23 protein-coding genes are annotated in these 25,182 nt (G+C 66.0%); 20 read left to right on the top strand and 3 right to left on the bottom strand.

The features are described from left to right. Positions 1–40: 40 nt before the first annotated feature. Positions 41–1,354, bottom strand: a complete 1,314-nt coding sequence (locus tag AC5RVB_RS09495; protein ID WP_341482018.1) for a LysM peptidoglycan-binding domain-containing protein — start codon at positions 1,352–1,354, stop codon at positions 41–43. A 335-nt stretch (positions 1,355–1,689) separates the two neighbouring features. Here AC5RVB_RS09495 and AC5RVB_RS09490 point away from each other — a divergent pair, with 335 nt between their 5' ends. Continuing rightward, positions 1,690–2,043: an Rv2175c family DNA-binding protein gene (locus tag AC5RVB_RS09490; RefSeq protein ID WP_227902307.1), complete on the top strand. Its 354-nt coding sequence runs from the start codon at positions 1,690–1,692 to the stop codon at positions 2,041–2,043. Between the two features lie 203 nt (positions 2,044–2,246). Here AC5RVB_RS09490 and AC5RVB_RS09485 read toward each other — a convergent pair whose 3' ends face one another. Beyond that, the gene (locus AC5RVB_RS09485; protein ID WP_227928050.1) at positions 2,247–3,374 is read right to left on the bottom strand and encodes a polyprenyl synthetase family protein; all 1,128 of its coding nucleotides are present in this window, start codon (positions 3,372–3,374) and stop codon (positions 2,247–2,249) included. Between the two features lie 3 nt (positions 3,375–3,377). Continuing rightward, positions 3,378–3,890, bottom strand: a complete 513-nt coding sequence (locus AC5RVB_RS09480; protein WP_227902305.1) for a hypothetical protein — start codon at positions 3,888–3,890, stop codon at positions 3,378–3,380. 103 nt (positions 3,891–3,993) lie between these two features. On the opposite strand from AC5RVB_RS09480, the gene dinB reads away from it, so the two are divergent. The 19 genes from dinB to AC5RVB_RS09385 all read left to right on the top strand — a co-directional run bounded on the left by dinB (position 3,994) and on the right by AC5RVB_RS09385 (position 25,148). Then, positions 3,994–5,244, top strand: a complete 1,251-nt coding sequence (gene dinB / locus AC5RVB_RS09475) for a DNA polymerase IV (protein ID WP_227928049.1) — start codon at positions 3,994–3,996, stop codon at positions 5,242–5,244. 188 nt (positions 5,245–5,432) lie between these two features. Beyond that, on the top strand, positions 5,433–5,807 hold the full coding sequence (locus AC5RVB_RS09470; protein WP_227928048.1) for an SCO2097 family morphological protein: 375 nt from the start codon (positions 5,433–5,435) through the stop codon (positions 5,805–5,807). Positions 5,808–6,091: 284 nt separating this feature from the next. Next, positions 6,092–6,523, top strand: coding sequence for a division/cell wall cluster transcriptional repressor MraZ (gene mraZ / locus AC5RVB_RS09465; protein ID WP_227902302.1), 432 nt, complete (start codon positions 6,092–6,094; stop codon positions 6,521–6,523). 203 nt (positions 6,524–6,726) lie between these two features. Beyond that, positions 6,727–7,728: a 16S rRNA (cytosine(1402)-N(4))-methyltransferase RsmH gene (rsmH, locus tag AC5RVB_RS09460; RefSeq protein WP_227902301.1), complete on the top strand. Its 1,002-nt coding sequence runs from the start codon at positions 6,727–6,729 to the stop codon at positions 7,726–7,728. Further along, positions 7,725–8,435, top strand: coding sequence for a cell division protein FtsL (ftsL, locus tag AC5RVB_RS09455; RefSeq protein WP_227902300.1), 711 nt, complete (start codon positions 7,725–7,727; stop codon positions 8,433–8,435). The genes rsmH and ftsL overlap by 4 nt, the downstream gene beginning before the upstream one ends. Positions 8,436–8,480: 45 nt before the next feature. Then, a complete protein-coding gene (locus tag AC5RVB_RS09450) occupies positions 8,481–10,268 on the top strand; it encodes a peptidoglycan D,D-transpeptidase FtsI family protein (RefSeq protein ID WP_227902299.1) in 1,788 nt (595 codons plus the stop codon). A gap of 16 nt (positions 10,269–10,284) precedes the next feature. Next, positions 10,285–11,916, top strand: coding sequence for a UDP-N-acetylmuramoyl-L-alanyl-D-glutamate--2,6-diaminopimelate ligase (locus AC5RVB_RS09445; RefSeq protein WP_494142565.1), 1,632 nt, complete (start codon positions 10,285–10,287; stop codon positions 11,914–11,916). 6 nt (positions 11,917–11,922) lie between these two features. Then, positions 11,923–13,425, top strand: coding sequence for a UDP-N-acetylmuramoyl-tripeptide--D-alanyl-D-alanine ligase (locus tag AC5RVB_RS09440; protein ID WP_227928045.1), 1,503 nt, complete (start codon positions 11,923–11,925; stop codon positions 13,423–13,425). Then, positions 13,422–14,525: a phospho-N-acetylmuramoyl-pentapeptide-transferase gene (gene mraY, locus AC5RVB_RS09435; protein WP_227902296.1), complete on the top strand. Its 1,104-nt coding sequence runs from the start codon at positions 13,422–13,424 to the stop codon at positions 14,523–14,525. The genes AC5RVB_RS09440 and mraY overlap by 4 nt, the downstream gene beginning before the upstream one ends. Next, positions 14,507–16,102, top strand: coding sequence for a UDP-N-acetylmuramoyl-L-alanine--D-glutamate ligase (gene murD, locus AC5RVB_RS09430; protein ID WP_494142564.1), 1,596 nt, complete (start codon positions 14,507–14,509; stop codon positions 16,100–16,102). Before mraY ends, murD begins: the two co-directional genes overlap by 19 nt. A 1-nt stretch (position 16,103) precedes the next feature. Further along, complete coding sequence (gene ftsW, locus AC5RVB_RS09425; protein WP_227902294.1) at positions 16,104–17,435, top strand: putative lipid II flippase FtsW; 1,332 nt, start codon at positions 16,104–16,106, stop codon at positions 17,433–17,435. Then, on the top strand, positions 17,432–18,541 hold the full coding sequence (gene murG, locus AC5RVB_RS09420; RefSeq protein ID WP_227928043.1) for an undecaprenyldiphospho-muramoylpentapeptide beta-N-acetylglucosaminyltransferase: 1,110 nt from the start codon (positions 17,432–17,434) through the stop codon (positions 18,539–18,541). Before ftsW ends, murG begins: the two co-directional genes overlap by 4 nt. Continuing rightward, positions 18,538–19,980 carry a UDP-N-acetylmuramate--L-alanine ligase gene (gene murC, locus AC5RVB_RS09415; RefSeq protein WP_227928042.1) on the top strand — a complete coding sequence of 481 codons (1,443 nt, stop codon included), beginning with the start codon at positions 18,538–18,540 and terminating at the stop codon, positions 19,978–19,980. Before murG ends, murC begins: the two co-directional genes overlap by 4 nt. Then, positions 19,970–21,118 carry a cell division protein FtsQ/DivIB gene (locus AC5RVB_RS09410; protein WP_227928041.1) on the top strand — a complete coding sequence of 383 codons (1,149 nt, stop codon included), beginning with the start codon at positions 19,970–19,972 and terminating at the stop codon, positions 21,116–21,118. Before murC ends, AC5RVB_RS09410 begins: the two co-directional genes overlap by 11 nt. Positions 21,119–21,433: 315 nt before the next feature. Then, the gene (ftsZ, locus tag AC5RVB_RS09405; RefSeq protein ID WP_227902290.1) at positions 21,434–22,630 is read left to right on the top strand and encodes a cell division protein FtsZ; all 1,197 of its coding nucleotides are present in this window, start codon (positions 21,434–21,436) and stop codon (positions 22,628–22,630) included. 32 nt (positions 22,631–22,662) lie between these two features. After that, the gene (gene pgeF, locus AC5RVB_RS09400) at positions 22,663–23,364 is read left to right on the top strand and encodes a peptidoglycan editing factor PgeF (protein WP_227928040.1); all 702 of its coding nucleotides are present in this window, start codon (positions 22,663–22,665) and stop codon (positions 23,362–23,364) included. A 58-nt stretch (positions 23,365–23,422) separates the two neighbouring features. Next, the gene (locus tag AC5RVB_RS09395; protein WP_227902288.1) at positions 23,423–24,181 is read left to right on the top strand and encodes a YggS family pyridoxal phosphate-dependent enzyme; all 759 of its coding nucleotides are present in this window, start codon (positions 23,423–23,425) and stop codon (positions 24,179–24,181) included. 88 nt (positions 24,182–24,269) lie between these two features. Then, entirely contained in the window at positions 24,270–24,800 is a 531-nt protein-coding gene (locus tag AC5RVB_RS09390; protein WP_227902287.1) for a cell division protein SepF, read from the top strand. A 57-nt stretch (positions 24,801–24,857) separates the two neighbouring features. Beyond that, complete coding sequence (locus tag AC5RVB_RS09385) at positions 24,858–25,148, top strand: YggT family protein (protein ID WP_227902286.1); 291 nt, start codon at positions 24,858–24,860, stop codon at positions 25,146–25,148. The last annotated feature ends 34 nt before the right edge of the window (positions 25,149–25,182 follow it).

The raw sequence follows: 25,182 nt of genomic DNA, 5'->3' as shown, positions 1-25,182 counted from the left end.
ACCCGATCCGGACCCTTCCGCTGCACTGCGGCTCTTCCGGTTACTGGAAGGTGGCCCGGTGGGCCAGCACGGAGCTGACGTAGCTGCGCGTGTCGGAGAACATACCGTTGGTCGTCACCGAATACTGCCCCTGGTAGTAGGACGCAATGGCGTTTTCCAGGCTGTCACTGGTGCGGATCAGGGCGCTGATAATGGCCACACCGGCCGTAGCGTTGTCATACGGGTCCAGCAGGTTCAACTCGCGGCCCACCAGCTGGGAAGCCCACTCGCCCGAAGACGGGATGACCTGCATGGTGCCAATGGCGTTGGCAGGGGAGACGGCGCGCTGATCGAAGCCGGACTCCTGCAGGGCGAAGGCCTGGGCGAGTGCCGGATCGACACCCATCTGCGCAGCGGTATCGGCAACAATCTGCTGCATCTGGGCCCGGCTGGGCACGGGCAGGGAGTTCAGGGTCTGCTTGTTCAGGTTGGCACCGGCCACCACATGCGCGGGGTAGGTGTAGTGCAGGAACGTGCTGGGGACCAGGTCCGTCGGTGCTGCGTCCGTCGGTGCGGCAGCTACCGGTGCAGAGGAGGCAATGCTCACGGTCCCGACGCCGCTGACGCTAATCTGCTGCCCCGGCCGGATGACGGAGGAGGGGTTCAGGCCGTTGGCGGCAAGGACGCTCGACAGGCTTACGCCGTGTTCGGCCGCGATGGCACCGAGCGTATCGCCGGGCTTCACCGTGTAGGTGCCAGCTGCAGCCTGGACCTCGGCAGGAGCCGGGGCGGCCGGCGCTGCGGGTGCTGCAGGCGGCGCCGACGGCGTCGATCCGTTCACCACGATGGACTGGCCCGGGTAAATCACCGATGTGAGGGTGAGGTTGTTTGCAGCGAGAATGCTGGACAGCGCAACCCCGTGCCGGGCTGCGATGGCGCTGAGCGTGTCACCGGAAACGACCTTGTAGGTGCCTGATGCCGGAGCTGCCTTCTTCTCCGGGACGGCCGGGGCGGCTGCGGTGCCGGTCAGGCGGAGCTCTTTACCGGCAAAGATCAGGGACGTCGGCTGCAGGTTATTGACCCGGAGTACCTCGGACACTGACAGGCCGTACCGGGCGGCGATGGAGGTCACGGTATCACCGGCGGCAATCCGGTGGGTGGCGGGCACGGAAGACTCGGCAGCCAGCGTGGCGGGGACCTGGGTGGCCAGCTGGGAAGCGGCGACGCCGGTCACTGCGCCGGTGTTCAGGTTCTTGATGGCCTGCAGCGGAAGCTGGGGGAAAAGCGTGTTCTGCGGCGAAACGGGTGCGGCGGCAGCGGGCTCCGCCAGAGCCAGTGCGGACATCATCACTGCAGGAATCGCGGCGGTTGTCACGGCAACACTTAATTTGCGCGGCATTCCGGTTGCAGCGGGGCGCGTGGCTGGCGTTCCCGTTGTCGACTCAGCGTTCATAGGGTTGCTGTTTCCTCATCTGTGATGGCCGCGGCCTTTACCGCAAATCCGTGGGACAAAAACAAGTAGTGCAACAGGTAAGGTGCCTGTGGCTTATGTGACTAATGTTGCTTAGGTTACACATGTGATTTCAGGTACTCATGTGAATTTACACCAAGCAGGCTCGGGGACAATACCTGAGTATCGGATTTAAGGTTTCTTTTACGCGTCGGAATGGCCAAGTGGCCCGGAATCAGAGGACATGGCACCCTTGAAGGGTGAATGAACTCGAGGAACTTGTTTCCGACTGGCTGACCCTGCCCGATGTGGCTGAACAACTCGACCTGCCCATTAACAAGGTGCATAGCCTCCTGGAGGAGCGCGCCCTTGTGGCCGTGCGCCTGGGGGAGCGGAAAATCCGCAGCGTTCCCGCTGCCTTTATCAATGACGGCGCCATCCTGGATAGCCTCAAGGGCACTATCTCGGTGCTCAATGACGCCGGCTTCCACGACGACGAGATGATCCGCTGGCTTTTCACTGCGGATGACACCCTTCCGGGCCGCCCCGTGGATGCCCTGCGTGAGGGGCGTAAGACGGAGATCCGCCGCCGGGCCCAGGCATTGGCCTGGTAACTGGCTGTACACCCGCGGCTGCGGGGGTCCTGTGTCATATATCTGTCCGCATATATGACGGTATATAGGCAACCCCTACACGAAGCCCTATAGGCGGATCAGACAGGAACGGCCCCGCCTTCGGGCGGGGCCGTTCCTGTCGAGGCGGCAGTTCCTGCTGGCATCCCCGGAGCCGGTGGGACCGTCCGGGGCCGGTCCGTTCCTTAGGAACTGCGCCTGACCGCGGAGTGGGCGAGTGCCTCCAGCGCCGCCCGGGACACTTCGTCCACGGGCAGGGCCTCCAGCGCGGCGAATGCAGCTTCGGTGTGGCTGCTGATCAGGGCTTCGGTGGCCGCCAGGGCCCCGCTGTCCTCGATGATGCTGCGAAGGACCTGCACGCCGTCGTCATCCAGGCCCGGGTCCCCCAGCCGGAGGGTGATCTCCCGGCGCGCAGTCTCCCCGCCTCCGCACAGGGCATAGGCAATCAGCACTGTGCGCTTGCCTTCGCGCAGGTCATCGCCCGCAGGTTTCCCTGTTGTCTGCGGATCGCCGAAGACACCGAGAACGTCGTCGCGAAGCTGGAAGGCTTCGCCGAGGGGGAGGGCGAAGCGTGAGTATGCCGCCAGCAGTTCCTCATTGGCACCGGCCAGTGCGCCGCCCAGGGCCAGGGGATGTTCGGTGGTGTACTTGGCGGCCTTGTAACGCAGGATGTTCCGGGCCCGGACGACGGCGCGTTCAGGCTCGTGGCTGGGACCGACCACCTCTTCAAGGATGTCCAGATACTGGCCGGCCATCACCTCGGTGCGCATCCGGTTGAAAATGCGGCGGGCGGTGGTGCCGTGCGCCGCAGGTACCCCGACCGCCGAGAACATTTCCTCGCTGAGCGCGAGGCAGAGATCTCCGGCGAGGATGCCCGCGGAAGAACCGAAGTGTGATCCGTCCAGGTGCCAGTTGGCGTCCCGGTGCGCGAGCGAAAACGTGCGGTGCACGCTTGGGCCGCCGCGGCGCGTGTCGGACCGGTCAATGATGTCGTCATGGATCAGGGCCGCACTCTGGAAGAGTTCCAGGGCCACCCCTGCGCGTACGGCGGCGGTATCCAGCGGTGCTCCGCCCGCTCCCCGCCAGCCCCAGTACGCCAACAGGGCGCGGAGGCGTTTGCCGCCGCGGGACAGGTTGTGTACCGCCTCCAGCAGCGGCAGTGCTTCCTCGGATACATCGGAAAGGACCGCATGCTGCGTTGCCAGGAAGTCTTCCAGTTCCCCGGCGAGCAGGGTGCGGTAGGCGGCCTGCTCCTGCTCCGCGGTGGAGATGTCCTGGCTGCGGGGGGCGGGGGTGGACGGGATGTTAGCCATAACTTATTCCACCGACTCGGTGAGGACGGTGGCGCCGACGGTCACCGTCGACGGCTCACCGGTCCGGGCGGTCACAGTCACGTTTACGGTTTCCGGTTCAGCTGCGCCGGTGCGGATGTAATCACGCGATGCCGGGGCGCCGGCCGCGGACTCGGCGGCAGTGAACCCCTGAGCCGTGAGCGCCTTGTCATAGAAGGCGAAGACATCGGCGGCCGGCGCCGTTGTGGTTTCCACCAGCACGGCACTGACCTGCGTGCCGGTCCGGTCCACGGTGCTGGAACGGATCTCGGCACCGTCCATCACAGGGATCAGCGTGGTGGGGAAGCCGTCCGCCAGGGCGACCGGTGACGCGGAGGCGCTCGGGGTGGAGGCGGGTCCGGACTGTGCCGGCAGGGAGGCGCCGGCGGTTTGGCTTGCGGCCGCCGAGGCGGGGGAGTCCGTGCCGCCTTCCTCGGTGCACCCGGCAGCAACCAGGAGAAGAACAACGGCAGAGAGCGCAGTCAGGGACTTTTTCATTGATTTCCACTCGGTGGGGGGCAGGGTCCTGCACCCAAGTCTAGGTGACCGCCGCAGCTGGGCAGGAAGGCGGACCGGGGGTGCCGATAGCTACCATGAAGGGGTGAGTACTGGCCCCGACGGCGGCAGCGGCAACCGCGACTGCACCATCCTGCATGTGGACATGGATGCCTTTTATGTGTCCGTGGAATTGCTGAAGCGCCCCGACCTCGTAGGCAAGCCCGTGATCGTTGGCGGATTGGGCGGCCGGTCCGTGGTCCTTTCCGCGTCCTATGAGGCACGGCGCTATGGAGTCCGTTCGGCCATGCCGATGGCCGTGGCACGGCGCCAGTGCCCGCAGGCCACAGTGCTGGAACCGCACCAGGAGGTCTACCGCTCCTTCAGCAGGAAGCTGATGGAGATTTTCGAATCCATTACCCCGCAGGTGGAACAGCTCAGTGTCGATGAGGCTTTCCTGGACATCTCCGGATCCATGCGCAGACTGGGTGCGCCAAGGGAGATTGGCGAGCTGATTCGCGAACGGGTGGCAGCTGAGATGGGGATGACGGCAAGTGTCGGTATTGCCGCCACGAAATTCGTGGCCAAAATCGCCTCCACACGGTGCAAACCCAACGGGCTGCTCCTGGTTCCCAAAGAGCAGACCGTGGACTTCCTGCACACTCTGGACGTCTCCGCGCTGTGGGGAGTGGGAGCCAAGACGCGCGAGGTGCTGGCCCGGGTTGGTATTGCCACTGTTGCTGACGTGGCCAATACCCCGCCGAGTGTTCTCCGCCGTCTGCTCGGCGCGGTGGGTGATCACGTGTACGAACTTTCCTGGGGGCGGGATGCCCGTCAGGTGACCCCTGTCCGGAAGGAAAAAAGCATCGGTGCAGAGGAAACCTTCGCCCGGGACGTAAGTGATGACGAGGTGCTGCGAACCGAGCTGCTGCGCCTGGCCCACCGCAGCGCCGTCCGGCTGCGTGCCGCCGGCCTGCAGTGCCGGGCGGTATCCCTGAAGCTTCGGTACACGGATTTCACCACGCTGACCCGCAGCCGCACCCTGACCGAGCCGGTGGACAGTGCGCAGATGATTTACGAGGCGGCCAGGGGCCTGCTCACTGCCTTGGGGAAGCGGCCGCAAAGCGTGCGCCTCATCGGACTCCGGGCCGAGCAGCTGGAGCCGGCGCAGGGTGCGGCCATGCAGCTGACCCTGGACGGACGGGAAGACAACTGGCGCGCCACGGAGGACGCGCTCGACCGCATCAACCGGCGGTTCGGTGAGATGGGGGTAGTCCCTGCCCGGCTGATTGCCCCGGCCCGGCCGCGCACGCCGGACGGCGGGGAAGCGTCCCCGGCGGGCGGAGCCGGGGCCTGAGCGGCGGTCGGTGACGGCTGGCGACGTACCCTGGAACGAATAGGTACATGCGCCGCTTTCGTGGCGACCCGTTGCACCCTATCCTTGGAATAAGTGCAAAGCAGCATCGGGCCTGCGCAGGGAACATCCGGCGCCACACGTTCGTTGGCTGGTTTACAGGGGCAAAATCGGACGGCAAGGAGGCAGCAATGGCACTCTCGGAACACGAGCAGCGCTTGCTGGATCAACTGGAGCAGCAATTACACGCCGAGGACCCGAAATTCGCGAATTCGATGGCGACGTCGGCCGGGCGGGGTATCTCGACCAGGCGCATCGTGCTTGGTGCCTTGTTAGCGGTTGTGGGACTGGCGGTACTGTTGCTGGGCATTACTGAAGCCGGCATTGCCGTGGGGGTGGTCGGATTCCTCGTCATGGGTGCCGGGGTCTATTACGCGACCACGCGCGGACGGAAGAACCCGCCGAAAGCCGCAGATGGCCGGACGGAACGGCAACCCACTGCGCAGCGCGGGTTCATGAACAACCTCGAAAACAAATGGGACGAGCGCAAGCGCGACCAGCCGTAAGCGGCCGTACCGGCCAGGCCCCTGGGCCGAAGCGCTGATCCCGGAAAAAGACCCGCTACGGCGGGTCTTTTTTTATGCCCCGGACGCGTACACCGTGTTGAATTCCCTCCACCTCGCTCCACCGGCAGGTATCCGCGGAATTTCGCGGATTTTTGAATCCGACGCGCCCGGAATCCAACACGCCAGAGCGTTGACTGTGGAGGGAAGTGGAGTAAAGTGGGGGACATAAGAGGGTAGGGGCGGTACTCGAGGGGTTTGCCCCCAATCAGACGGGGTGGTGACTGATGTTCCTGGGAACACATTCGCCGCGTCTGGATGAGAAGGGGCGGCTGATCCTGCCGGCCAAGTTCCGCGAGGAACTGGCTGACGGCCTCGTCCTGACCAGAGGTCAGGAACGCTGCATCTACGTCTTCAGCCAGAAGGAATTCGAACGGGTCCACGACCAGATGAGGGAAGCTCCACTTTCCTCCCGCCAGGCGCGTGACTACATTCGGGTCTTTCTGTCCGGAGCCTCCGACGAAGTACCAGACAAGCAGGGCCGGGTCACCATTCCGCCGGCACTGCGGACGTACGCAGGACTCGGACGCGAACTGGCCGTCATCGGCGCAGGCACACGGGCCGAGATCTGGGATGCGGGAGCCTGGCAGAACTACCTGGAAGAACAGGAGACCGCATTCTCGGAAACCGACGAGGACGCGATTCCCGGAATCTTCTAGCAGCACCGGACCCCACCGGCAGGCACCGGTCGGATCTTGAATGAGATCTCCAGCCGCCCCACCGCCGCCCACCTGGCTTCCCTTCCCCGGAGCCAGGCGGCCGGCAGGTGAGGCGCGGATGGGGGTCTGGTTCAAGAACCGCCGGTTTACCCGCCACCCGCGTTCGATCACACCGGCACCACCACAACCTAAGGAACCCCAAGATGAGCGAAGAGCGCCCCACCGAGGAACGGCATGTTCCGGTGCTGCGCGACCGCTGCATCAATCTCCTTGCCCCGTCCATTGAGCGTGCCGTCGCGGACCACGGCAGGGCCGTCGTCGTCGACGCAACTCTGGGCATGGGCGGGCACAGCGAGGCAATGCTGCAGCGTTTTCCGCAGCTCCACCTGATCGGAATCGACCGTGACCAGCAGGCACTGGCCCTGGCAGGCAAGCGGCTGGAGCCGTTCGCCGACCGGATCGATCTGGTGCACGCGGTCTATGACGAGGTAGCCGACGTGGTTCTCGATCTTGGCTTCGACGGGATCGACGGGGCGCTGTTTGACCTGGGCGTCTCGTCCCTGCAGCTTGACGAACGGGACCGTGGTTTCGCCTACTCCTACGACGCGCCGCTGGACATGCGGATGGATACCACCCGCGGACAGACCGCGGCCGACGTCGTCAACACTTACAGCGAAGCGGAGCTCGTACGCATCATCCGCAAGTGGGGTGAAGAGAAGTTTGCCGGACGTATCGCCTCGGCAATTGCTGCCACACGGGCGGTCAAGCCGTTTACCACCACCGGCGAACTGGTTGAGGCCATCCGGGGTGTGGTGCCGGCCGGTGCTGCACGCACGGGGGGCCACCCGGCCAAACGGACCTTCCAGGCGCTGCGCATCGAAGTCAACGAGGAACTGGACGTGCTTGAACGCGCCATTCCTGCCGCGCTTTCCGTACTGAACCTTGGCGGACGTGTGGTGGTGATGTCCTACCACTCCCTCGAGGACAAGATCGTCAAGGGAGTATTTGCGGCAGGGGCACGCTCCTCGGCGCCCAAGGGCTTCCCCGTTGAACTTGAACAGCACAAAGCCCAGCTCAAGCGGCTGACCAAGGGCACCGAAGTGCCTACGGAGGAGGAGATCGCGGAGAATCCCCGTGCAGCCTCCGCCAAGCTGCGGGCAGTAGAACGTATTCGCGAATCCATGGACGGGGCCTGGGAAAAATGAGTGAACGTCGGCCAACGGCCCGATACCGTACTTCTGCCGCGAATGCCGTAGTAGGCAATACGGCACGTGCCCTTGACTGGGACGCAGCCCCGGCGTCTGAGCCGGCTGCGCCCAGACGCCGCACACCGCTCTCCCTGGTTCCCGCTGCTGCCGGGAGGAAACGGGCTCCGTTTGCCGTTTTCTGCTTCGCCGCGCTGGTGCTTGGCCTCGCCTCCGTGCTGCTGCTCAACATCTCCGTATCCAGCGGCCAGTACGAACTGGTGGAGCTGCAAAGCCAGAAAACCGAACTTACCCAGCGCAACGAGGCGCTGACGCAGGAAATCGAGAACCATCAGGCACCCCAGGTCCTGGCGGCAGCGGCCGGGGAACTCGGTATGGTCTCCTCGCCGTCCTTCGGCACCATTGATCTGCAGACGCTCACCGTCACCGGAACCCCCGAACCGGCCAAGGACGGCGATCCGGCACCCGCGCAGATCGGCGCGCCCAGCGTCCTGACCCAGCCGATCACCCCGGCGCCTTCCGTGAATCCGGAACCGGCGCCGGATACTGTGAGGGCAGCCGAGGCAAAGGAAGAGGCAGCCGCGCAGGAGGCCGCTGCCGCCGCAGCGGCAGCGGAGGACGGGCCGGAACCGGCACCCGAGACCGTTGTGGAAGCGGACCTGAACGGCGGAACCATTCCTGCTCCGGTCCAGAGAAGCGGAAACTGAAACAGGCCGGCAGGCATCAACTTTAGGTATTAACGAGGACACGTTGTGGCACAGACATCCGGCCCGAACAACCACAGGGTGGCCCTCGTTGCCAAGCGGCTGCGGATAGGACTGGTCGCGGCCCTCGTTCTCCTGACCGTCCTGGGGCTCCGGCTTTTCCATGTCCAGGCCCTGGATCCGGCCGGCATGGCCGAAGACGCCGTCGCCAACCGGCTCACCACCGTTAGTGTCCCGGCCCTCCGCGGAAGCATCCTCGACGCCAACGGCAACTATCTGGCCCGCAGTGTGGAACGCTTCGACATTGTGGTGGATCAGCGGCTGTCACAGCCCTACGCCGAGGACGAGGTTTTCCAGCGCCGGGACTCCGAAGGCGTGCTGCAGGACATTACCTTTGACCAGGGTTTCGAGGAGCTCGCGGCGATCCTGGGCCAGGACACTGGGACCCTGCGTTCCTCGGTACTGGGGGAGAAGGGATTCAACTTCGTTGCCAAGACCGTCACCCCGGAAATCAAGGAGAAGGTCCTGGCAGTCAAATTCCCCGGCATCTACGCGGACCGGACCACGCTGCGCACCTATCCCTCCGGTGCGGTTGCCGGGTCCATCGTGGGTTTCCTGGGCACTGAAGGCGCCCAGGAAGGCCTTGAACTGACGCAGGATGAGATCCTCGCGGGTAAAGCCGGCAGCAAAACCTATGAAATCGGCGGGGACGGCATCCGGATTCCGTACGCCACCAACGAGGATGAGCCCGTGCAGGACGGGCAGTCCATCAAGCTCAGCATTGACCAGGACCTGCAGTGGTTCTCACAGCAGACCATCTCCGCCCAGGTGGAGGAATACAACGCCGAGTGGGGCAACATCGTTGTGATGGAGGCGGAAACGGGCAGGGTGGTTGCCCTCGCCGAGTCCACCACCGTGGACCCCAACAACCCGGGTGCCACGCCCGCCGAGTCCCGCAAGGCGCGGACCGTGACGGATTCCTTCGAACCGGGATCCACCACCAAGGTCATTACCATGGCTGCCGCAATCGAAGAGGGCCTGATCACCCCGGAATCACAGTTCGCCATCGGCCCGAACTACACCGTGGACGGTCAGACATTCAAAGACGCCGCACCGCACGGCGACCTCCGGATGACGGCCTCAGGGGTGCTGGCGAAGTCCCTGAACACCGGAACCGTGATGATCGGGCAGCAGCTCACGCCGCGCGAACGCTACGACTGGCTGCGGAAGTTCGGCATCGGCCAGCCCCTGAACGTGGGGCTGAACGGGGAAACCTCGGGCATACTCTCCGATCCCGACGAATGGGACACCCGGCAGCAGTACACAGTGCTCTTCGGCCAGGGGCTGACACAGACAGCCCTGCACACTGCCAGTGTCTACCAGACCATTGCCAACGACGGCGTGCGGATTCCGCCCAGCATCATCGACTCCGTGATCGATGAGGATGGTACCGAGAAGCCGGTTGAAAAACCTGAGGCAACCCGCGTTGTGTCCAAGGAGACAGCCGGGGAGGTCCGGCGCATGCTGGAGACCGTCACGGTGGACGGTTCCGGCGCCACGGGCGCCCTGGAGCAGTACAGGGTGGGGTCCAAAACGGGTACTGCCGAGGCTCCCGGTCCCAACGGCGGCTACAGCGGCTCCACGCTCTCCTATGCTGGTATTGCGCCTTTGGAGGATCCCAAGTACGTGGTTGTGGTGACCCTTCAGCGGCCGCAGGGCGACCTTTACTACATTATTCCGGGGCAGTCCTTCCAGAAGGTCATGGAGCAGGCGCTCGTCAGCAGCAACGTACCGCCCTCCACGGGAAAGCCGGAGACCTACCCCATTGAGTACTAAATCGGAGAGCAACGAAGTGCCAACAAGTGAAAACCAGCTGGCTGGATCAGGGCTGCGTCCTGCAGCGGTCCAGCCCGTCACCGTGCGTGCCGCCGTAGACCGCCTGCCGGCGGCTCTTCGTGACGTCGCGGCAGCCCCCGGCACCGGGGACGGGGCCTGGGCCACCGAGCTGACGGGACTGACCATCAATTCCCGCGAGGTGCGCCCCGGGGACCTCTACGTGGGAGTGGCAGGTGCACGCCATCACGGTGCCCGCTTCGCGCAGGCAGCGGAAGCAGCCGGAGCAGCTGCGGTGCTGACCGATGCTGCCGGGCTCGCCGAAATGGGCAGCCCCGGCATCCCGGTCTTCGTGGCAGGGGATGTCCGACGGCTGGTTGGCCCGCTTGCCGCCGCCGTCTTTGACAGCGTTCCCGCCCAAGGCCGCCGCCCCGCCCTGTTCGGCATCACCGGCACGAACGGCAAAACCACCACGTCCTACTTCCTGAACTCGCTCCTGCAGGCCCTCGGGCGCACCACCGGCCTTATCGGCACCATCGAGATCCAGGCCGGCGCCGAATCCATTCCCAGCGTCCTGACCACCCCGGAATCCCCGCAGGTGCACGGGCTGCTTGCCCTGATGCGCGAACGCGGACTCGACGCCGCCACCATGGAGGTTTCATCCCACGCGATTGCCTACCGCCGGGTGGACGGTGTGCGCTTCGATGTCGCCGGGTTTACCAACCTGACCCAGGACCATTTGGACCTGCACGGGTCGATGGAGGAGTACTTCGCTGCCAAAGCCGCACTGTTCCAGCCGGACCGCTCGCGGCAGGCCGTCATCACCGTGGATGACGAATGGGGTGCGCGGATGGCAGCCTCGGCAGGTGTTCCCGTGCTGACCCTGGCCACCGACGGCGCCGATCACGGCGCGGACTGGAACGTCACCGATGTGGAACCGCGCGGCCTCGGCCACTCCTTCGTGCTGCGCGGACCGGCGGGGGAGAAGCTGCGCGTCTCCACCGCCCTGCCCGGCGGATTCAACGTTTCGAACGCCGCGCTGGCGACCGTTATGGTGCGGGCAGCAGGGGTCCCGGCCGCGGACCTGCAGGAGGCCCTGGCAGCGCATGATCCGTTCACCGTTGAGGTCCCGGGCCGGATGCAGCTGATCGGTGAGGCTCCGGCTGCCATTGTCGACTTCGCGCACAACCCGGATGCGCTGACCCGCACCCTGGCGTCCGTCCGCCGTCCGGACGCTGACGCCCGGGTCATTGTGGTGTTTGGTGCCACAGGTGAGCGGGACCAGACCAAACGCCCGCTGATGGGTGCCATCGCAGCGCGGCTCGCCGACGTCGTTATAGTCACCGACGATGACCCGCACGGAGAAGACGCGGGAGCCATCCGGGCAGATGTGCGCCGCGGGGCGGACGCTGCCGCGACGGACGAGGGGCTCGACTGCGTGATTGAAGAGGTGGCCCCCCGGGCAGCGGCCATCGACCGCGCCGTTGAACTCGCCCGGCCGCAGGACACCGTGCTTGTTGCCGGCCGCGGACACGAGGTGTGGCAGGAGGTCATGGGCGAGAACCTGGCCCTCGATGACCGGGTGGAACTGCGCCATGCTTTGACAAGATACGGATTCAGTGCCCTGACAAGCGACGGGGTAGAGTCCTAAATCGTTATGATTGAACTTAATGCAGCCGAAATAGCGGCTATTACAGGCGGCGAGCTCATTGGGCCCGCTGCGCAGGGCACCGGTTTTGCCGTGACTTCCGCCACAACGGATTCGCGTGAAGCCACGCAGGGTTCGCTTTTCATAGCCAAGCCCGGAGAGAATTCCGACGGCCACCTCTTTGTGGGGGCAGCCTTCGACCAGGGAGCGCAGCTCGCCCTGGTGGAACGGCCGGTTACGGACGACGCCGGCAACCTCTTCCCGGCAGTCATGGTGCCTGACGTTGTCCTCGCCATGGGCGCCATGGCAGCGGAGATCATCCGCCGCCTGCGTGAAAACGGCGAGTTGACCGTCATCGGCATCACCGGATCGGCAGGCAAGACCACCACGAAGGACCTGCTGGCCGGCGTACTGGCCTCCGCAGGCCCCACGGTGGCCCCCGTGGGTTCCTACAACGGTGAAGTGGGACTGCCGCTGACCGTCTTCACCGCCGATTACGACACCCGGTATCTCGTGATGGAAATGGGTGCCACCGGCATCGGGCACATTCGCTACCTGGCGGACATCGTCAAGCCCGACATCGGGGTTGTGCTGTTCGTGGGCTCGGCACACGCCGGCGAGTTTGGCGGCGTGGAGAACATCGCCGTCGCCAAGGGTGAACTGGTCGAGGCCCTGCCCGCCACCGGCACCGCCATCCTCAACGCCGACGACGTCCGGGTGGCAGCCATGGCCTCCCGCACCCAGGCGCCGGTGCTGTACTTCACCTCATCGCCGGAGGAAGCGCACGGCACCAAGAACGCCGTCCGTGCGGTGGACACCGGCACCGACGCCGAGGGACGGCCGGTTTTCACCCTGCTCCTGCCCGACGGCGGCCGGTACGGCATCCGCTCGGGCCTGATCGGCGCACACCACACGGCCAACCTGCTGGCTGCGGCGGCTGCCGCCTATGCCGCGGGCATCCCCGGAGAGCAGATTGCCGCCGGGCTCAACGGGCGTGCCGCTGCCAGCCGCTGGCGGATGGAACGCACCGACCGGGCCGACGGCGTCACCGTCATTAATGACGCCTACAACGCCAACCCCGAATCCATGCGCGCAGCCCTGCGCACCCTGGCCGAACTCGGACGGGAACGCCGTACCTGGGCGGTGCTGGGCGAAATGCTGGAGCTGGGTGACGATTCCGTCACCGAGCACGATGCCATCGGGCGGTATGCCGTTCGGCTGAACATCTCCAAACTCATTGTTGTTGGCACCGGCGCCCGTGCCATGCACACCGGCGCCGTGATGGAGGGTTCCTGGGGGGATGAGTCCACCTTTGTGGAAACGGCCGAAGACGCTGAACGCATCCTCGAGGAATCCCTGGCCCCCGGCGATATTGTCCTGTTCAAATCCTCCAACGGGGCCGCACTGCGCTTCCTCGGCGATCGGATAGCCTTGACCTCTGCACCACTGACTTCCACCGATTCGGCTGTCCCGCCGGTCCGTACCGACGGGACCGGAGGCGACACGAAGTGATTTCCCTGCTTGTCGGGTCATCGCTGGCCCTGGTCTTCGCCTTTGCCGGCACACCCCTTTTCATCCGGTTCCTGGTGCGCAAGGGATACGGCCAGTTCGTTCGCGATGACGGCCCCACCTCGCACCACACCAAACGCGGCACCCCCACCATGGGCGGCGCCGTCATTGTGGCCTCGGTGGTGGCTGCGTATTTCATTACCCACCTGATCAGCGGCATGCTCGGCTTCGGCTCGTACAGCCCGACGGCGTCCGGCCTGCTGGTCCTGCTGCTTACGGTGGGCATGGGCATGGTCGGTTTTATTGACGACTACACCAAGATTTCCAAGCAGCGAAGCCTCGGCCTCAACGCCACCGCGAAGATCATCCTGCAGGCCGCCGTCGGCATAGCCTTCGCCGTTCTCGCCCTGCAGTTCCCCAACGAACAGGGCCGCACCCCGGCGTCCACGGCCATCTCCTTTGTCCGCGATACGGGTGTTGACCTGGCCTTTGCCGGCACCATTATTGGTGCGATCCTGTTCGTCCTCTGGTCACTGCTCATCACCACGGGCACCACCAACGGCGTGAACCTGGCCGACGGCCTGGACGGCCTCGCCGCCGGTGCCTCGGTGCTGGTGTTCGGGGCATACTTCCTGATCGGCATCTGGCAGTACAACCAAAGCTGCGGTTCCCCGACGGCCGGTGCCGTCTGTTACGAGGTCCGCGACCCCATGGACCTTGCCCTGCTCGCAGGTGCCATGGCCGGAGCCCTGATCGGCTTCCTGTGGTGGAATACCGCTCCGGCGAAGATCTTCATGGGGGACACCGGCTCGCTGGCCATCGGCGGTGCTATTGCCGCTTTCGCCATCCTGTCCCGGACGGAACTGCTGCTGGTGATCCTGGCGGGCCTGTTCGTGATCATCACCCTTTCGGTCATCATCCAGGTGGGGTACTTCAAGATCAGCGGCGGCAAGCGCGTGTTCAAGATGGCTCCGCTGCAGCACCACTTTGAACTCAAAGGCTGGGCTGAAGTGACCGTGGTGGTCCGGTTCTGGATCATTGCCGGCCTGTGCGTCGCGGTGGCCCTGGGCATCTTCTACGCAGAATGGGTGGTAGGACATTGAGCGCGCCCCTTTCCGAACTGACAACCTGGGATGCCGACTGGAGCGGACTGCGCGTAGTGGTCACAGGCATCGGCCTCTCCGGTTTTTCCGCAGCGGACACCCTCATTGAGCTTGGCGCCCGCGTCGTCGTGGTGGACGCGCGCGACACGGAGGAGAACCGTGCCAAGGCGGTCACCCTGCGCATTGTGGGAGCGGTTGACGTGCTGCTCGGCGCGGACGCCGTTGCCGGCCTGCCACAGGTCGAAGGCGAAGCAGCCGAGCTCGTGGTCACCTCACCGGGCTTCCGGCCAACGCACCCTGTGCTGCTGGCAGCCGAAGCCGCGGATATCCCCGTCTGGGGCGACGTCGAGCTGGCCTGGCGGGTGCGTATCCGTGAAGGCCGCAAGACTGCCCAGTGGCTGGCCATTACCGGAACCAACGGCAAGACCACCACCGTCTCCATGACCGAGAGCATGCTCCGCGATGCGGGGCTGCGCGCCATCGCCGCCGGCAACGTGGGTACCCCCATCCTGGATGCCATCCGGGATCCGGAAGGCTACGACGCCATCGCAGTGGAGCTCTCCAGCTTCCAGCTGCACTGGACGCATTCCATCTCACCGCTGGCCAGCGTGTGCCTGAACCTGGCCGAAGACCACGTGGACTGGCATGGCTCCTACGCTGCCTACCGGGACGCGAAGGCAAAAATCTACGAAAATACGCAGATTGCCTGCATCTACAACGCCGAGCAGCACGAGACCGAGTCCATGGTCGAAGAGGCGGACGTTGTGGAGGGCTGCCGGGCCGTCGGATTCACCACGGGCGTGCCGGCCGTGAGCATGGTCGGTGTGGTTGAAGGACTGCTGGTGGACCGTGCGTTCATTGAGCAGCGCAAGGACTCCGCAGCCGAGCTCGCGTCCATGGCTGACCTGGGTGAGTACGCGCCGCGGCACATGGTGGCCAACGCCCTGGCCGCCGCCGCACTGGTACGGGCCTATGGCGTTGAGCCTGTAGCCGTCCGCGACGGACTGCGCGCCTACTCGCCCGGCGACCACCGGATCCAGCCGGTGGCCCGGTTGGAAGACATCCTGTGGGTCAATGACTCCAAGGCCACCAACCCGCATGCTGCCGCTGCCTCACTGGCCGCCTTCAGCAGTGTGGTGTGGATTGCCGGCGGACTGTCCAAGGGCGTCGGATATGACGATCTGGTGTCCGCCCACCGGGGCCGCCTCAAGGCAGTGGTCCTGATCGGTGTGCAGACCGAGGACCTGCGGGCATCACTGGCAAGACACGCCCCCGATGTCCCGGTGATAGAGGCACTCCCGGCGCAGACTGGTGAGCAGGAAGAACCCGTGACCAGCGCCGAGGAAGTCATGGCCCGTGCCGTGGCGGCAGCCGCCGCCGTGGCGGAAGCCGGGGACACGGTCCTGATGGCGCCGGCAGCGGCGTCCATGGACCAGTTCACCTCCTACGCCCACCGCGGCGAGGCTTTTATCGAAGCCGTGGAAGGGCACGTGGGCGAACGGCAGGCGCAGGAACCGGAAGAGGGACCGGAACAGGCACAGGAACCGGGACAGGCACAGACCCCGAAGGAGCCCTAGAGTGGTCACCACGCCCACCGGCAGCAAACGCAAACCGGCACTGCGCCGGAGCCCTGCGGACATCGCCGGAACAGGCAAGGGCGCGGTGACCGGACCCGACACAGCGGGCAACGGACGGTCGCCCGGCAAGGACAGTACCTCCGGCACCGGTACCAAACGCGTGCCCCGGAGGGAGCGTTTCCTGGTCTTCCTGGAAGGCAGCGGCCGAAGCGCCACCGGTTCCAGCTACTACACCATCCTCGGTGCCACCCTGGCCCTGACGGCCATCGGCCTGATGATGGTGCTCTCGGCGTCGTCGGTGGAATCCATCGCCGCTGCCGCGGGAAGCGACGCCGGTGCCGCAACCACCTTTGACCTGTTCCTGAAGCAGTCCATGTTCGCTGCCGCCGGCGTCGTGGCGATGCTGGGCCTGTCGCGGCTCGGGCCGCGGCAATACCGCTGGTTCGCCTGGCCGCTGTATTTCGTGGGCGTTATCCTTCTGGGCCTCGTGCTGGTCATCGGCAAGGAAGTCAACGGCAACAAAAACTGGATCGAGATCGGACCGGTTACCGGCCAGCCCTCGGAAGCAGTCAAGCTGGCGATGGCCATCTGGTTCGCCGCGGTGCTCTCCCGCAAGGGAGCGCTGGTCACGGAATGGAAGCACGCCCTGATTCCGGTTGTGCCCGGCGGCGGCCTCCTGATCATCCTGGTCATGGCGGGAAGCGACCTTGGCACCGTGATCATCATGGGAATGATCATGCTGGCGGCGTTGTTTTTCGCCGGATCACCCATGCGTTTCCTGGGCGCCCTTTTCGCTGTGGCGTCTGCAGGTGCCCTGCTGATGTCGGTGGTCAGCAGCAACCGTTCCAACCGCATCAGCGCCTGGCTGAAACTCGACTGCAGCACCGGTCTCTGCGACCAGTCCAACGCCGGCATGTATGCCTTGGCCTCCGGCGGCTGGCTGGGCGTGGGAATAGGCCAGAGCCGGCAGAAATGGAACTGGATACCGGAAGCGCATAACGACTTTATCTTCGCGATCATCGGCGAGGAGTTCGGCCTGGTGGGCACCCTGGTGGTGGTCAGCCTGTTCGCGGTGCTCGCCGTGGCTACAGTGCGCGTCACCATGCGCCATACCGACCCGTTCATCCGCATTGTCTGCGGCAGCATCCTGGTATGGATTGTGGGCCAGGCATTCGTGAACATTGCCATGGTCACGGGCCTGCTGCCCGTCATCGGCGTCCCCCTGCCCTTTATTTCCTACGGCGGCTCCTCGCTGACCTTCACCCTCGCCGCTGTCGGCGTCCTGCTTTCCTTTGCCCGAAAAATCCCCGAAAGTGAACCAACAGCTCCATGACGCAGCATCCCTTGTCCGTAGTCCTGGCCGGAGGCGGCACAGCCGGGCACATCAGCCCGTTGCTGGCCATTGCCGATGCCCTCAGGGCAGAACGTCCAGACACCCGCATCACCGTGGTGGGAACGGCATCCGGCATGGAAACCCGACTGGTACCGGCGGCCGGCTACGAGCTGGCGACCATCGACCGTGTCCCCATGCCGCGCCGTCCCAGCGGTGACCTGGTCAAGCTTCCGGTACGGCTGGTCCGCGCGGTCCAGCAGGCCGGCGCCATCCTGGACCAGTCCGCGGCCGACGTCGTTGTGGGTGTGGGCGGGTATGTCTCCACCCCCGTGTACCTTGCGGCCCGCCGGCGTTCGATCCCTGTGATCGTTCATGAAGCCAATGCGCGCCCGGGCCTCGCCAACCGGGTGGGCGCCCGGTTCGCAGCCGTCACCGGCGTGGCCTTCGCACAGACCCAGCTGCCCGGCGCCGTCCACGTAGGGATGCCGATGCGCCGGGAAATCTCCGGGCTGGACCGAAGTGCGGCCCGGGCCGCAGCCCGGCAGGCACTTGGCCTGGCCGCGGAGACGCCCACCCTGGTGGTGACCGGCGGCTCCTCCGGCGCAGCCAGCATCAACCGGGCCGTGGAGGCCGCTCTTCCGGCACTGGCGGCAGCCGGCATCCAGACGCTGCACATCACCGGCCGGGGCAAATCCCTGACCGACTCCGCGGGGCAGCGGCTTGCCGCACCCGGCTACACCCAGGTGGAATACGTGGACGGCATGGAAACCGCCTACGCCGGCGCGGACCTGCTGCTGGCCCGCGCCGGAGCCGGTACGGTCTGCGAAATCAGTGCCGTGGGTCTGCCGGCCGTACTGGTTCCGCTGCCGCACGGCAACGGCGAACAGGCCCTGAACGCCGAATCCCTGGTAGCCGCCGGGGGAGCGCTCACTGTTGCGGATTCACTCTTCACAGCCGACTGGATTTCCGGCAGGCTGATACCTTTGCTGGCTGACCCTGCGGCGCTGGACGCAATGTCCAAAGCCTCCGCCTCCCTCGGTATCCGTGACGCGGACCGCCGCATGGCTGCCTTCATCCTCGAAACGAGCGGCAGGTCCAAGGCATGATCAGCAGACTGAATCCGTCCGAACTGGGCCGGGTGCACTTCATCGGACTGGGCGGCGCCGGCATGTCCGCCGTGGCCCGGGTACTGCTTGCGCAGGGAATTCCCGTGTCCGGTTCCGACGCGAAGGATTCCCCCGGGCTGCGTGCCCTCGGCGCCCTTGGCGCCAGGACCTTCGTGGGCCACGACGCCGCGCATGTGGCCGAGGCCGATACCGTGGTGGTTTCCACCGCCATCCGTGAGCAGAACCCTGAGCTGGCCGAGGCCCGGCGCCTCGGGCTGCGGGTCATCCACCGCTCCGTGGCGCTTTCGGCCGCCATGGGCGATAAGGACCTGGTTGCGGTGGCCGGCACACACGGCAAAACCACCACTACCGCCATGGTCACCGTGATGCTGCGCGAAGCCGGCCTGGACCCGTCCTTTGCCATCGGCGGAGACGTCGCCGCCCTTGGCGTTAATGCCGCCTCCGGATCCGGTCCCGTGTTCGTGGCCGAAGCCGATGAGTCCGACGGTTCCTTCCTCAACTACACGCCGCAGATCATCGTGGTGACGAACGTTGAGGCGGACCACCTGGACCACTACGGAACCGAGGACGCCGTTTTTGCGGCGTTCGATGCGTTTACCTCCCTCCTGCCCTCCGACGGCCTGCTCGTCGCCTGTGCCGACGACGCCGGGGCAGCCGCCCTCCTCCGGCGCAACGAAGGGGTGCGGGCTGCGACCTACGGGTACGCGGAGAACGCGGATATCCGAATTTCGGACACCAGTCCGCAGGGATCCGGCTCCTCCAGCACCCTGACTTACACTGCGGACGGCCAGGCCTCCCAGGTCCGGCTTGATCTTCAGGTGCCGGGGGCCCACAACATCCTCAACGCTGCGGCAGCCTTTGCCGTGGCCCTGGAACTCGGGGTTGACCCGAACGTTGCCGCGGCGGGCCTGGGCACGTTTTCCGGTGCCGCGCGGCGCTTCGAGTCCCGCGGAGCGTCCAGGGGAGTGCGGGTCTACGATGACTACGCCCATCACCCGACGGAAGTGAATGCCGCCCTGAAGGCAGCCCGAACCGTCGCGGACGGGCACCGCGTCCACGTGCTCTTCCAGCCGCACCTGTTCAGCCGCACACGGAACTTTGCCGCCGAATTCGCGCAGGCACTGGATCTGGCGGACACTGCCACCGTGCTGGACATTTATCCTGCCCGCGAGGACCCGATTGAAGGGGTCACCAGCGAGCTGATCACCTCCCGGCTCAGTGTCCCGGGCGGGTACGTGGAGGATCCACAAGCCGCCGTGGAACGGGTGGCCGACGGCGCCCGGGACGGCGACGTCATCCTCACCGTGGGTGCAGGGGACGTCACCCGCCTCGGCGCCGATCTGGTGGCCCGCCTGGCCGCCCGCAACGGCGGGGATGCCGCGGACGCCACGGCAGGGAAAACCCCTGATGGCCGGTAGGAAGCGCCGCACGAAGGACGAGGAAACCATTACGGCCACCAAGGCGCTGCCCGGCGCCGGGGACGGGGCGGACCCGTCGGGTCCGGCCGCCCGCGGACCGTCCGCGCGGACACCGGCGTCTGCCGGTACACGGGCGGGATCAGCCGGCATGAAGTCGGGCGGGCGTACGCTCGCGGCCAAGGCCTCCGCCGCCAGGTCCGCCAAAACCTCACGTCCGGAAGCAGCAGGCAGAGCTGCCGGCCAGCGTGAACCCGCTGCTGCACGCACGGCTGCCGGGACCACCTCCGGGACCACTTCGGGGAACCCTGCCGGAAAGGCTTCAGGGAACCCGGCCGGGAACCGGGCAACGGGTTCCGCTCCGGACCCGGCCCGTACCCGGGGCCGGACTCCAACCCCGGAAGCGGGCCGGAAGCCGCCCGCAACCGTCCTGACCTTCCCGGAGCCGCCCCGGCGCAAACGCAGGCGTAATGCCTGGATTGCCGCCGTGTCCGCCCTGCTGCTGACCGGACTGTTCTTCGCGTTCCTGTTTTTCTCCCCTGCCCTGGCACTGAAAACCGTGGTGGTGGAGGGAACCCAGCTGCTGCCGCGCGAACAGGCAGAAGCAGCGCTGGAGCCGCTCAAAGGCCGGACCCTGCCCTCCATCTCGGATGCAGACGTGGAGAGCCTGCTGGCGGACCGGCCGGAAATCGAATCGCTGAAGGTGGCCGCGCAGCCGCCCTCCACGCTGCTGGTCACAGTCACCGAGCGGATGCCCGTTGCCGTCCTGCAGGACGGCGCCCAGCACGTTCTCATTGATGAAGAGGGCCGCCGGCTGGCGGTTGCCGCTGACCGGGCCGCCGTCCCCCTGCCCCTGATTGCGGGCGGAACCGAGGCGGTCAACGCAGAGGTATTCCCCAGCATCACCTCGGTGCTGGCGGCACTGCCGGCGGAGGTCCTGGGCCGGTTGGAGAGTGCCTCGGCGCAAACCGTGGATTCCGTTGAACTGAAACTCAACAGCGGGCAAACGGTATTCTGGGGGAGCGCCGACGCCAGCGCGGCCAAAGCCCGGGTGCTGGAAGCGCTGTTGAAAATGGCGCCCACCGATCCGCCGGTTGAGGTCTATGACGTCAGCGCGCCGGACAGGCCGGTGACCAGGTGAGCGCTACGCGGGAGTGGCGAAAGTTTCCTCCGACACGCGGGCCCGGTAATTGCACATGCACCGCCGGCCCCATAGCGTCTCAAGTACAGGGTTACTTGACATAACTCTAACCTTCAAGTTGAAGGTAAGAGTTTGTCGGTTCAAGGTTTTCGGCCGGACGGACCGCGCGAAACCCACAGGCATTGTGCCGGTGGAGGAGCGCGGCTGTTGGCGGCCGGGGCCGGCTCCGGCCGGCCCGAAGAGACACGCAGCTGCAGCACCCAGGCAGCCGCAGAAAAACATAAGTTGCAGAGATTCGAACAAGGGACACAGGACGTGGCAGCACCGCAGAATTACTTGGCCGTCATCAAGGTCGTCGGCATCGGCGGCGGTGGCGTGAACGCCGTAAACCGAATGATTGATGTTGGCCTCCGCGGCGTGGAGTTCATCGCCATCAATACCGATGCGCAGGCTCTGCTGATGAGTGACGCCGACGTCAAGCTCGACGTCGGACGCGAACTCACCCGCGGTCTGGGCGCCGGTGCGGATCCCGAAGTCGGCCGGAAGGCTGCCGAGGATCATGCAGAGGAAATCGAAGAGGTCCTGCGCGGCGCGGACATGGTCTTCGTTACCGCCGGCGAAGGTGGCGGCACCGGCACCGGCGGCGCTCCCGTCGTCGCCCGTATTGCCCGTTCGCTCGGTGCGCTGACCATCGGCGTCGTCACCCGGCCGTTCACGTTCGAAGGACGCCGGCGCTCCAACCAGGCCGAATCGGGCATCGACACCCTGCGCGATGAGGTCGATACCCTCATCGTCATCCCGAACGACCGCCTGCTCTCCATCAGCGACCGCAACGTGTCCATGCTGGACGCATTCCGCTCCGCCGACCAGGTGCTGCTGTCCGGTGTCCAGGGCATCACCGACCTGATCACCACCCCGGGCCTGATCAACCTCGACTTCGCGGACGTCAAGTCCGTGATGCAGGGTGCCGGTTCGGCCCTTATGGGCATCGGCTCCGCACGCGGTGAGGACCGCGCGGTCAAGGCAGCCGAGCTGGCCATAGCGTCACCGCTGCTCGAAGCCTCCATCGACGGCGCCCACGGCGTGCTGCTCTCCATCCAGGGTGGCTCCGACCTTGGCCTGTTCGAAATCAACGAAGCAGCCCGCCTGGTCCAGGAAGTGGCCCACCCCGAAGCCAACATCATCTTCGGTGCCGTCATTGACGACGCCCTGGGTGACGAAGCACGCGTTACGGTTATCGCAGCCGGCTTCGATCAGGTGGACGTGACTTCCCAGCCCGCTTCGCATAAGCCCGCAGAGCCGGCCACCCCGCCGTCTGCGGCACCTGCCGGCGGAAGCTTCGCAGCTGCCGCTCCGGCATCCGCCGGGCTCTCCGCCTGGTCGCAGCGGTCGCACCAGCACAGTGATGTCCCCGCCGACGCCGGCTTCGACATCGACCTGCCCGCCGTAGTGGAATCGGATCTGTCCACGGGCCGCCCGGATGATCTGGATGTTCCGGACTTCCTGAAGTAGTCGAACTGAGCACTGCAGCGGGGTTGCCCCGGATGTTCTGGTGGCACCGGCAGGTTGAAGAAAACCTGTGGGTGGGATTCACCGACGCTTCCGCGGGCAACCTCGCTTTGCATGTGGGGGATGACCCGGAGGCCGTCCTGCGGCGCCGGGCGGATCTCGAAGCAGCAATGGGTGTGGCGCCGGCGAGCCTGCGGTTTATGAACCAGGTGCATTCCGCCACAGTCCTCCACGCGCAGGAGGCAGGCGAAGCCGCGCCGACCGCCGACGGGCTGATCAGCACGGACGGCCTGGCACCCCTGGCGGTTATGGTTGCCGACTGCGTCCCCGTCCTGCTGGCAGGGCGGACGACGGCGGGCACGGCCGTAACCGCAGCTGTCCACGCCGGGCGCCGCGGCCTGCTCGACGGTATCCTGCCGGAGTCCGTGGAGCGCATGCGCGCCGCCGGTGCCGGGAGCATCCGCGCCTGGATCGGCCCGTGCATCTGCGGATCCTGCTACGAAGTCCCCGCAGCCATGCGGGCAGACGCGGCGGCAGTGCTGCCCGCAGCCGCCGCGAGCACCCGTGAGGGCACCCCTGCCCTGGACCTTCCTGCCGGAGCGCAGGTACAGCTGGAGGATCTGGGCGTAGACGTGGAACGCATCGAGGGGTGTACCCGGGAGAACGCCGAGCTGTACTCCCACCGGCGGGACCCGGGCACCGGACGTATTGCCGGCGTGATCTGGCGCCGGCCCTAAAACCCTCCGGCGCACGGTGCCGGGACAGGCCGGCCGGCGGAGCGAGAATGGAAAGACCATGACAATGACCCCTGAGCAGTCCTCCCGCGCCCGGGAGCTGGCACACCGGCTCCGGAGCGTACGCAACCGGATTGCCGCGGCCACCGCGCCGGACGGGCAGAATGAGCCGCACCTGATTGTGGTCACCAAGTACTTCCCCGCCTCCGACGTCCGGATCCTGAGAGATCTGGGAGTCCGGGATGTCGGCGAGAACAAGGACCAGGAAGCAGCAGCCAAGGCGGCGGAACTGGCGGATCCGGAGCTGAACTGGCACTTCATTGGCCAGCTGCAGTCCAACAAGGCCAAGTCTGTGGTGCGCTACGCCGCCTCGGTTCATTCGGTGGACCGGCTGTCCCTGGTCTCCGCGCTGGGCAAGGCGATGGGCGCCGAGCAGCGCCGCCGGGCGGACGGCGGAGTGCCGCAGCGCCCCGACCTCTCCTGCTTCATCCAGGTGGACCTGCGCCCCGGCCCGGCACGGGAAGCGGATCCGGGACGCGGGGGAGCGGCCCCGGAGGACGTTGCCGGCCTGGCGGATGCCGTTGCGGGCACCACGGGACTGAGGCTGGCCGGGCTGATGGCCGTGGCCCCGCTGGGGGAGGATCCGGATGCCGCCTTTGGCCGTCTGAACAGCCTGTCCCTGCAGCTGCAGCAGAATCACCCGCAGGCACGCAGCATTTCCGCGGGCATGAGCGGGGACCTCGAAGCGGCACTCGCCAACGGGGCGACACACCTGAGAATCGGCTCCGATGTTCTGGGCGCGCGCCCGCCGGTACGGTAGCGTCGAAGTACGAACACCACACAGCCGCCGTACGGCACAGCAGAAACCCCACGGGCAACTACGGCGTTGAAGGATTAGAGGAGCAACCATGGCTGGCGCAATGCGCAAGACAATGATCTACCTTGGGCTCGCCGACGGTGACGAGCACTACGAGTCGGAACAGCGAAACCTGAGGGAAGCTCCCGCCAGGGAAGAAGAGTTTGCCCCGGTCCAGGAAGCCGAGGAAGTGGCGCCGGAGCCGGCCCCCGCCCCGGTTGTCCGCAATGCAGTGGAGGAGTACCGCGCACCCGTGACACCCATCAAGCGTGCCCCCTCATCCCGTGAGGACGTTGCCGGCCTGCGGCAGATCACCACCGTCCACCCGCGCTCCTACAATGATGCCAAGATCATCGGAGAGAGCTTCCGTGACGGCATCCCCGTGATCATGAACGTCACCGACATGGGGGAAGCCGATGCCAAGCGGCTCGTCGACTTCTCTGCGGGCCTGGTCTTTGGCCTGCGCGGTAGCATCGAACGTGTGACCAACAAGGTTTTCCTGCTTTCGCCGTCGTACGTCGAGGTCCTGGGCGATGACAAGAAGGTCAGCGAATCCTCTTCCACATTCTTCAACCAGAGCTAGCCCGCTCCCGCACCGACGGGATGCCTGGGCGGCCGACCAAGAAATGAAACCCTGCGCGTGAATATCATTCTTCCCCTGGTGTACCTGGTGCTGGTCCTGTTCCAGCTCGCGCTGATCCTGCGGATCGTGTACGACGCCGTGCAAATGTTTGCGCGGCAGTGGCGTCCCAAGGGCCCCGCCCTGGTGGTGGCCACCGGTGTTTACGGTGCAACCGACCCGCCGCTGAAGCTCCTGCGCAGGGTCATTCCGCCGCTGCGGCTGGGCGGGATTTCGCTGGACCTGGCCTTCCTGGTGCTCTTTATCCTTGTCTCAATCCTGACCCAGGTGGTAGTGGGCATAGCCGTCTGACCTTGGACGATGCCCGGGGCCGGTTAGTTTTCAG

It is taken from the genome of Arthrobacter sp. Y3225209, assembly GCF_059090685.1.
Note: the sequence above shows the minus strand (reverse complement) of the source record. Positions and strands in the feature narration are given on the sequence as shown.

Excerpts from the sequence above, each read along its gene's own strand:
- AC5RVB_RS09485 (WP_227928050.1), bottom strand. The coding sequence starts at position 3,374 with ATGGCTAACATCCCGTCCACCCCCGCCCCCCGCAGCCAGGACATCTCC.
- AC5RVB_RS09480 (WP_227902305.1), bottom strand. The coding sequence starts at position 3,890 with ATGAAAAAGTCCCTGACTGCGCTCTCTGCCGTTGTTCTTCTCCTGGTT.
- AC5RVB_RS09470 (WP_227928048.1), top strand. The coding sequence starts at position 5,433 with ATGGCACTCTCGGAACACGAGCAGCGCTTGCTGGATCAACTGGAGCAG.
- mraZ (WP_227902302.1), top strand. The coding sequence starts at position 6,092 with ATGTTCCTGGGAACACATTCGCCGCGTCTGGATGAGAAGGGGCGGCTG.
- rsmH (WP_227902301.1), top strand. The coding sequence starts at position 6,727 with ATGAGCGAAGAGCGCCCCACCGAGGAACGGCATGTTCCGGTGCTGCGC.
- ftsL (WP_227902300.1), top strand. The coding sequence starts at position 7,725 with ATGAGTGAACGTCGGCCAACGGCCCGATACCGTACTTCTGCCGCGAAT.
- AC5RVB_RS09440 (WP_227928045.1), top strand. The coding sequence starts at position 11,923 with ATGATTGAACTTAATGCAGCCGAAATAGCGGCTATTACAGGCGGCGAG.
- murD (WP_494142564.1), top strand. The coding sequence starts at position 14,507 with ATGGGTGGTAGGACATTGAGCGCGCCCCTTTCCGAACTGACAACCTGG.
- murG (WP_227928043.1), top strand. The coding sequence starts at position 17,432 with ATGACGCAGCATCCCTTGTCCGTAGTCCTGGCCGGAGGCGGCACAGCC.
- murC (WP_227928042.1), top strand. The coding sequence starts at position 18,538 with ATGATCAGCAGACTGAATCCGTCCGAACTGGGCCGGGTGCACTTCATC.
- AC5RVB_RS09410 (WP_227928041.1), top strand. The coding sequence starts at position 19,970 with ATGGCCGGTAGGAAGCGCCGCACGAAGGACGAGGAAACCATTACGGCC.
- pgeF (WP_227928040.1), top strand. The coding sequence starts at position 22,663 with ATGTTCTGGTGGCACCGGCAGGTTGAAGAAAACCTGTGGGTGGGATTC.
- AC5RVB_RS09395 (WP_227902288.1), top strand. The coding sequence starts at position 23,423 with ATGACAATGACCCCTGAGCAGTCCTCCCGCGCCCGGGAGCTGGCACAC.
- AC5RVB_RS09390 (WP_227902287.1), top strand. The coding sequence starts at position 24,270 with ATGGCTGGCGCAATGCGCAAGACAATGATCTACCTTGGGCTCGCCGAC.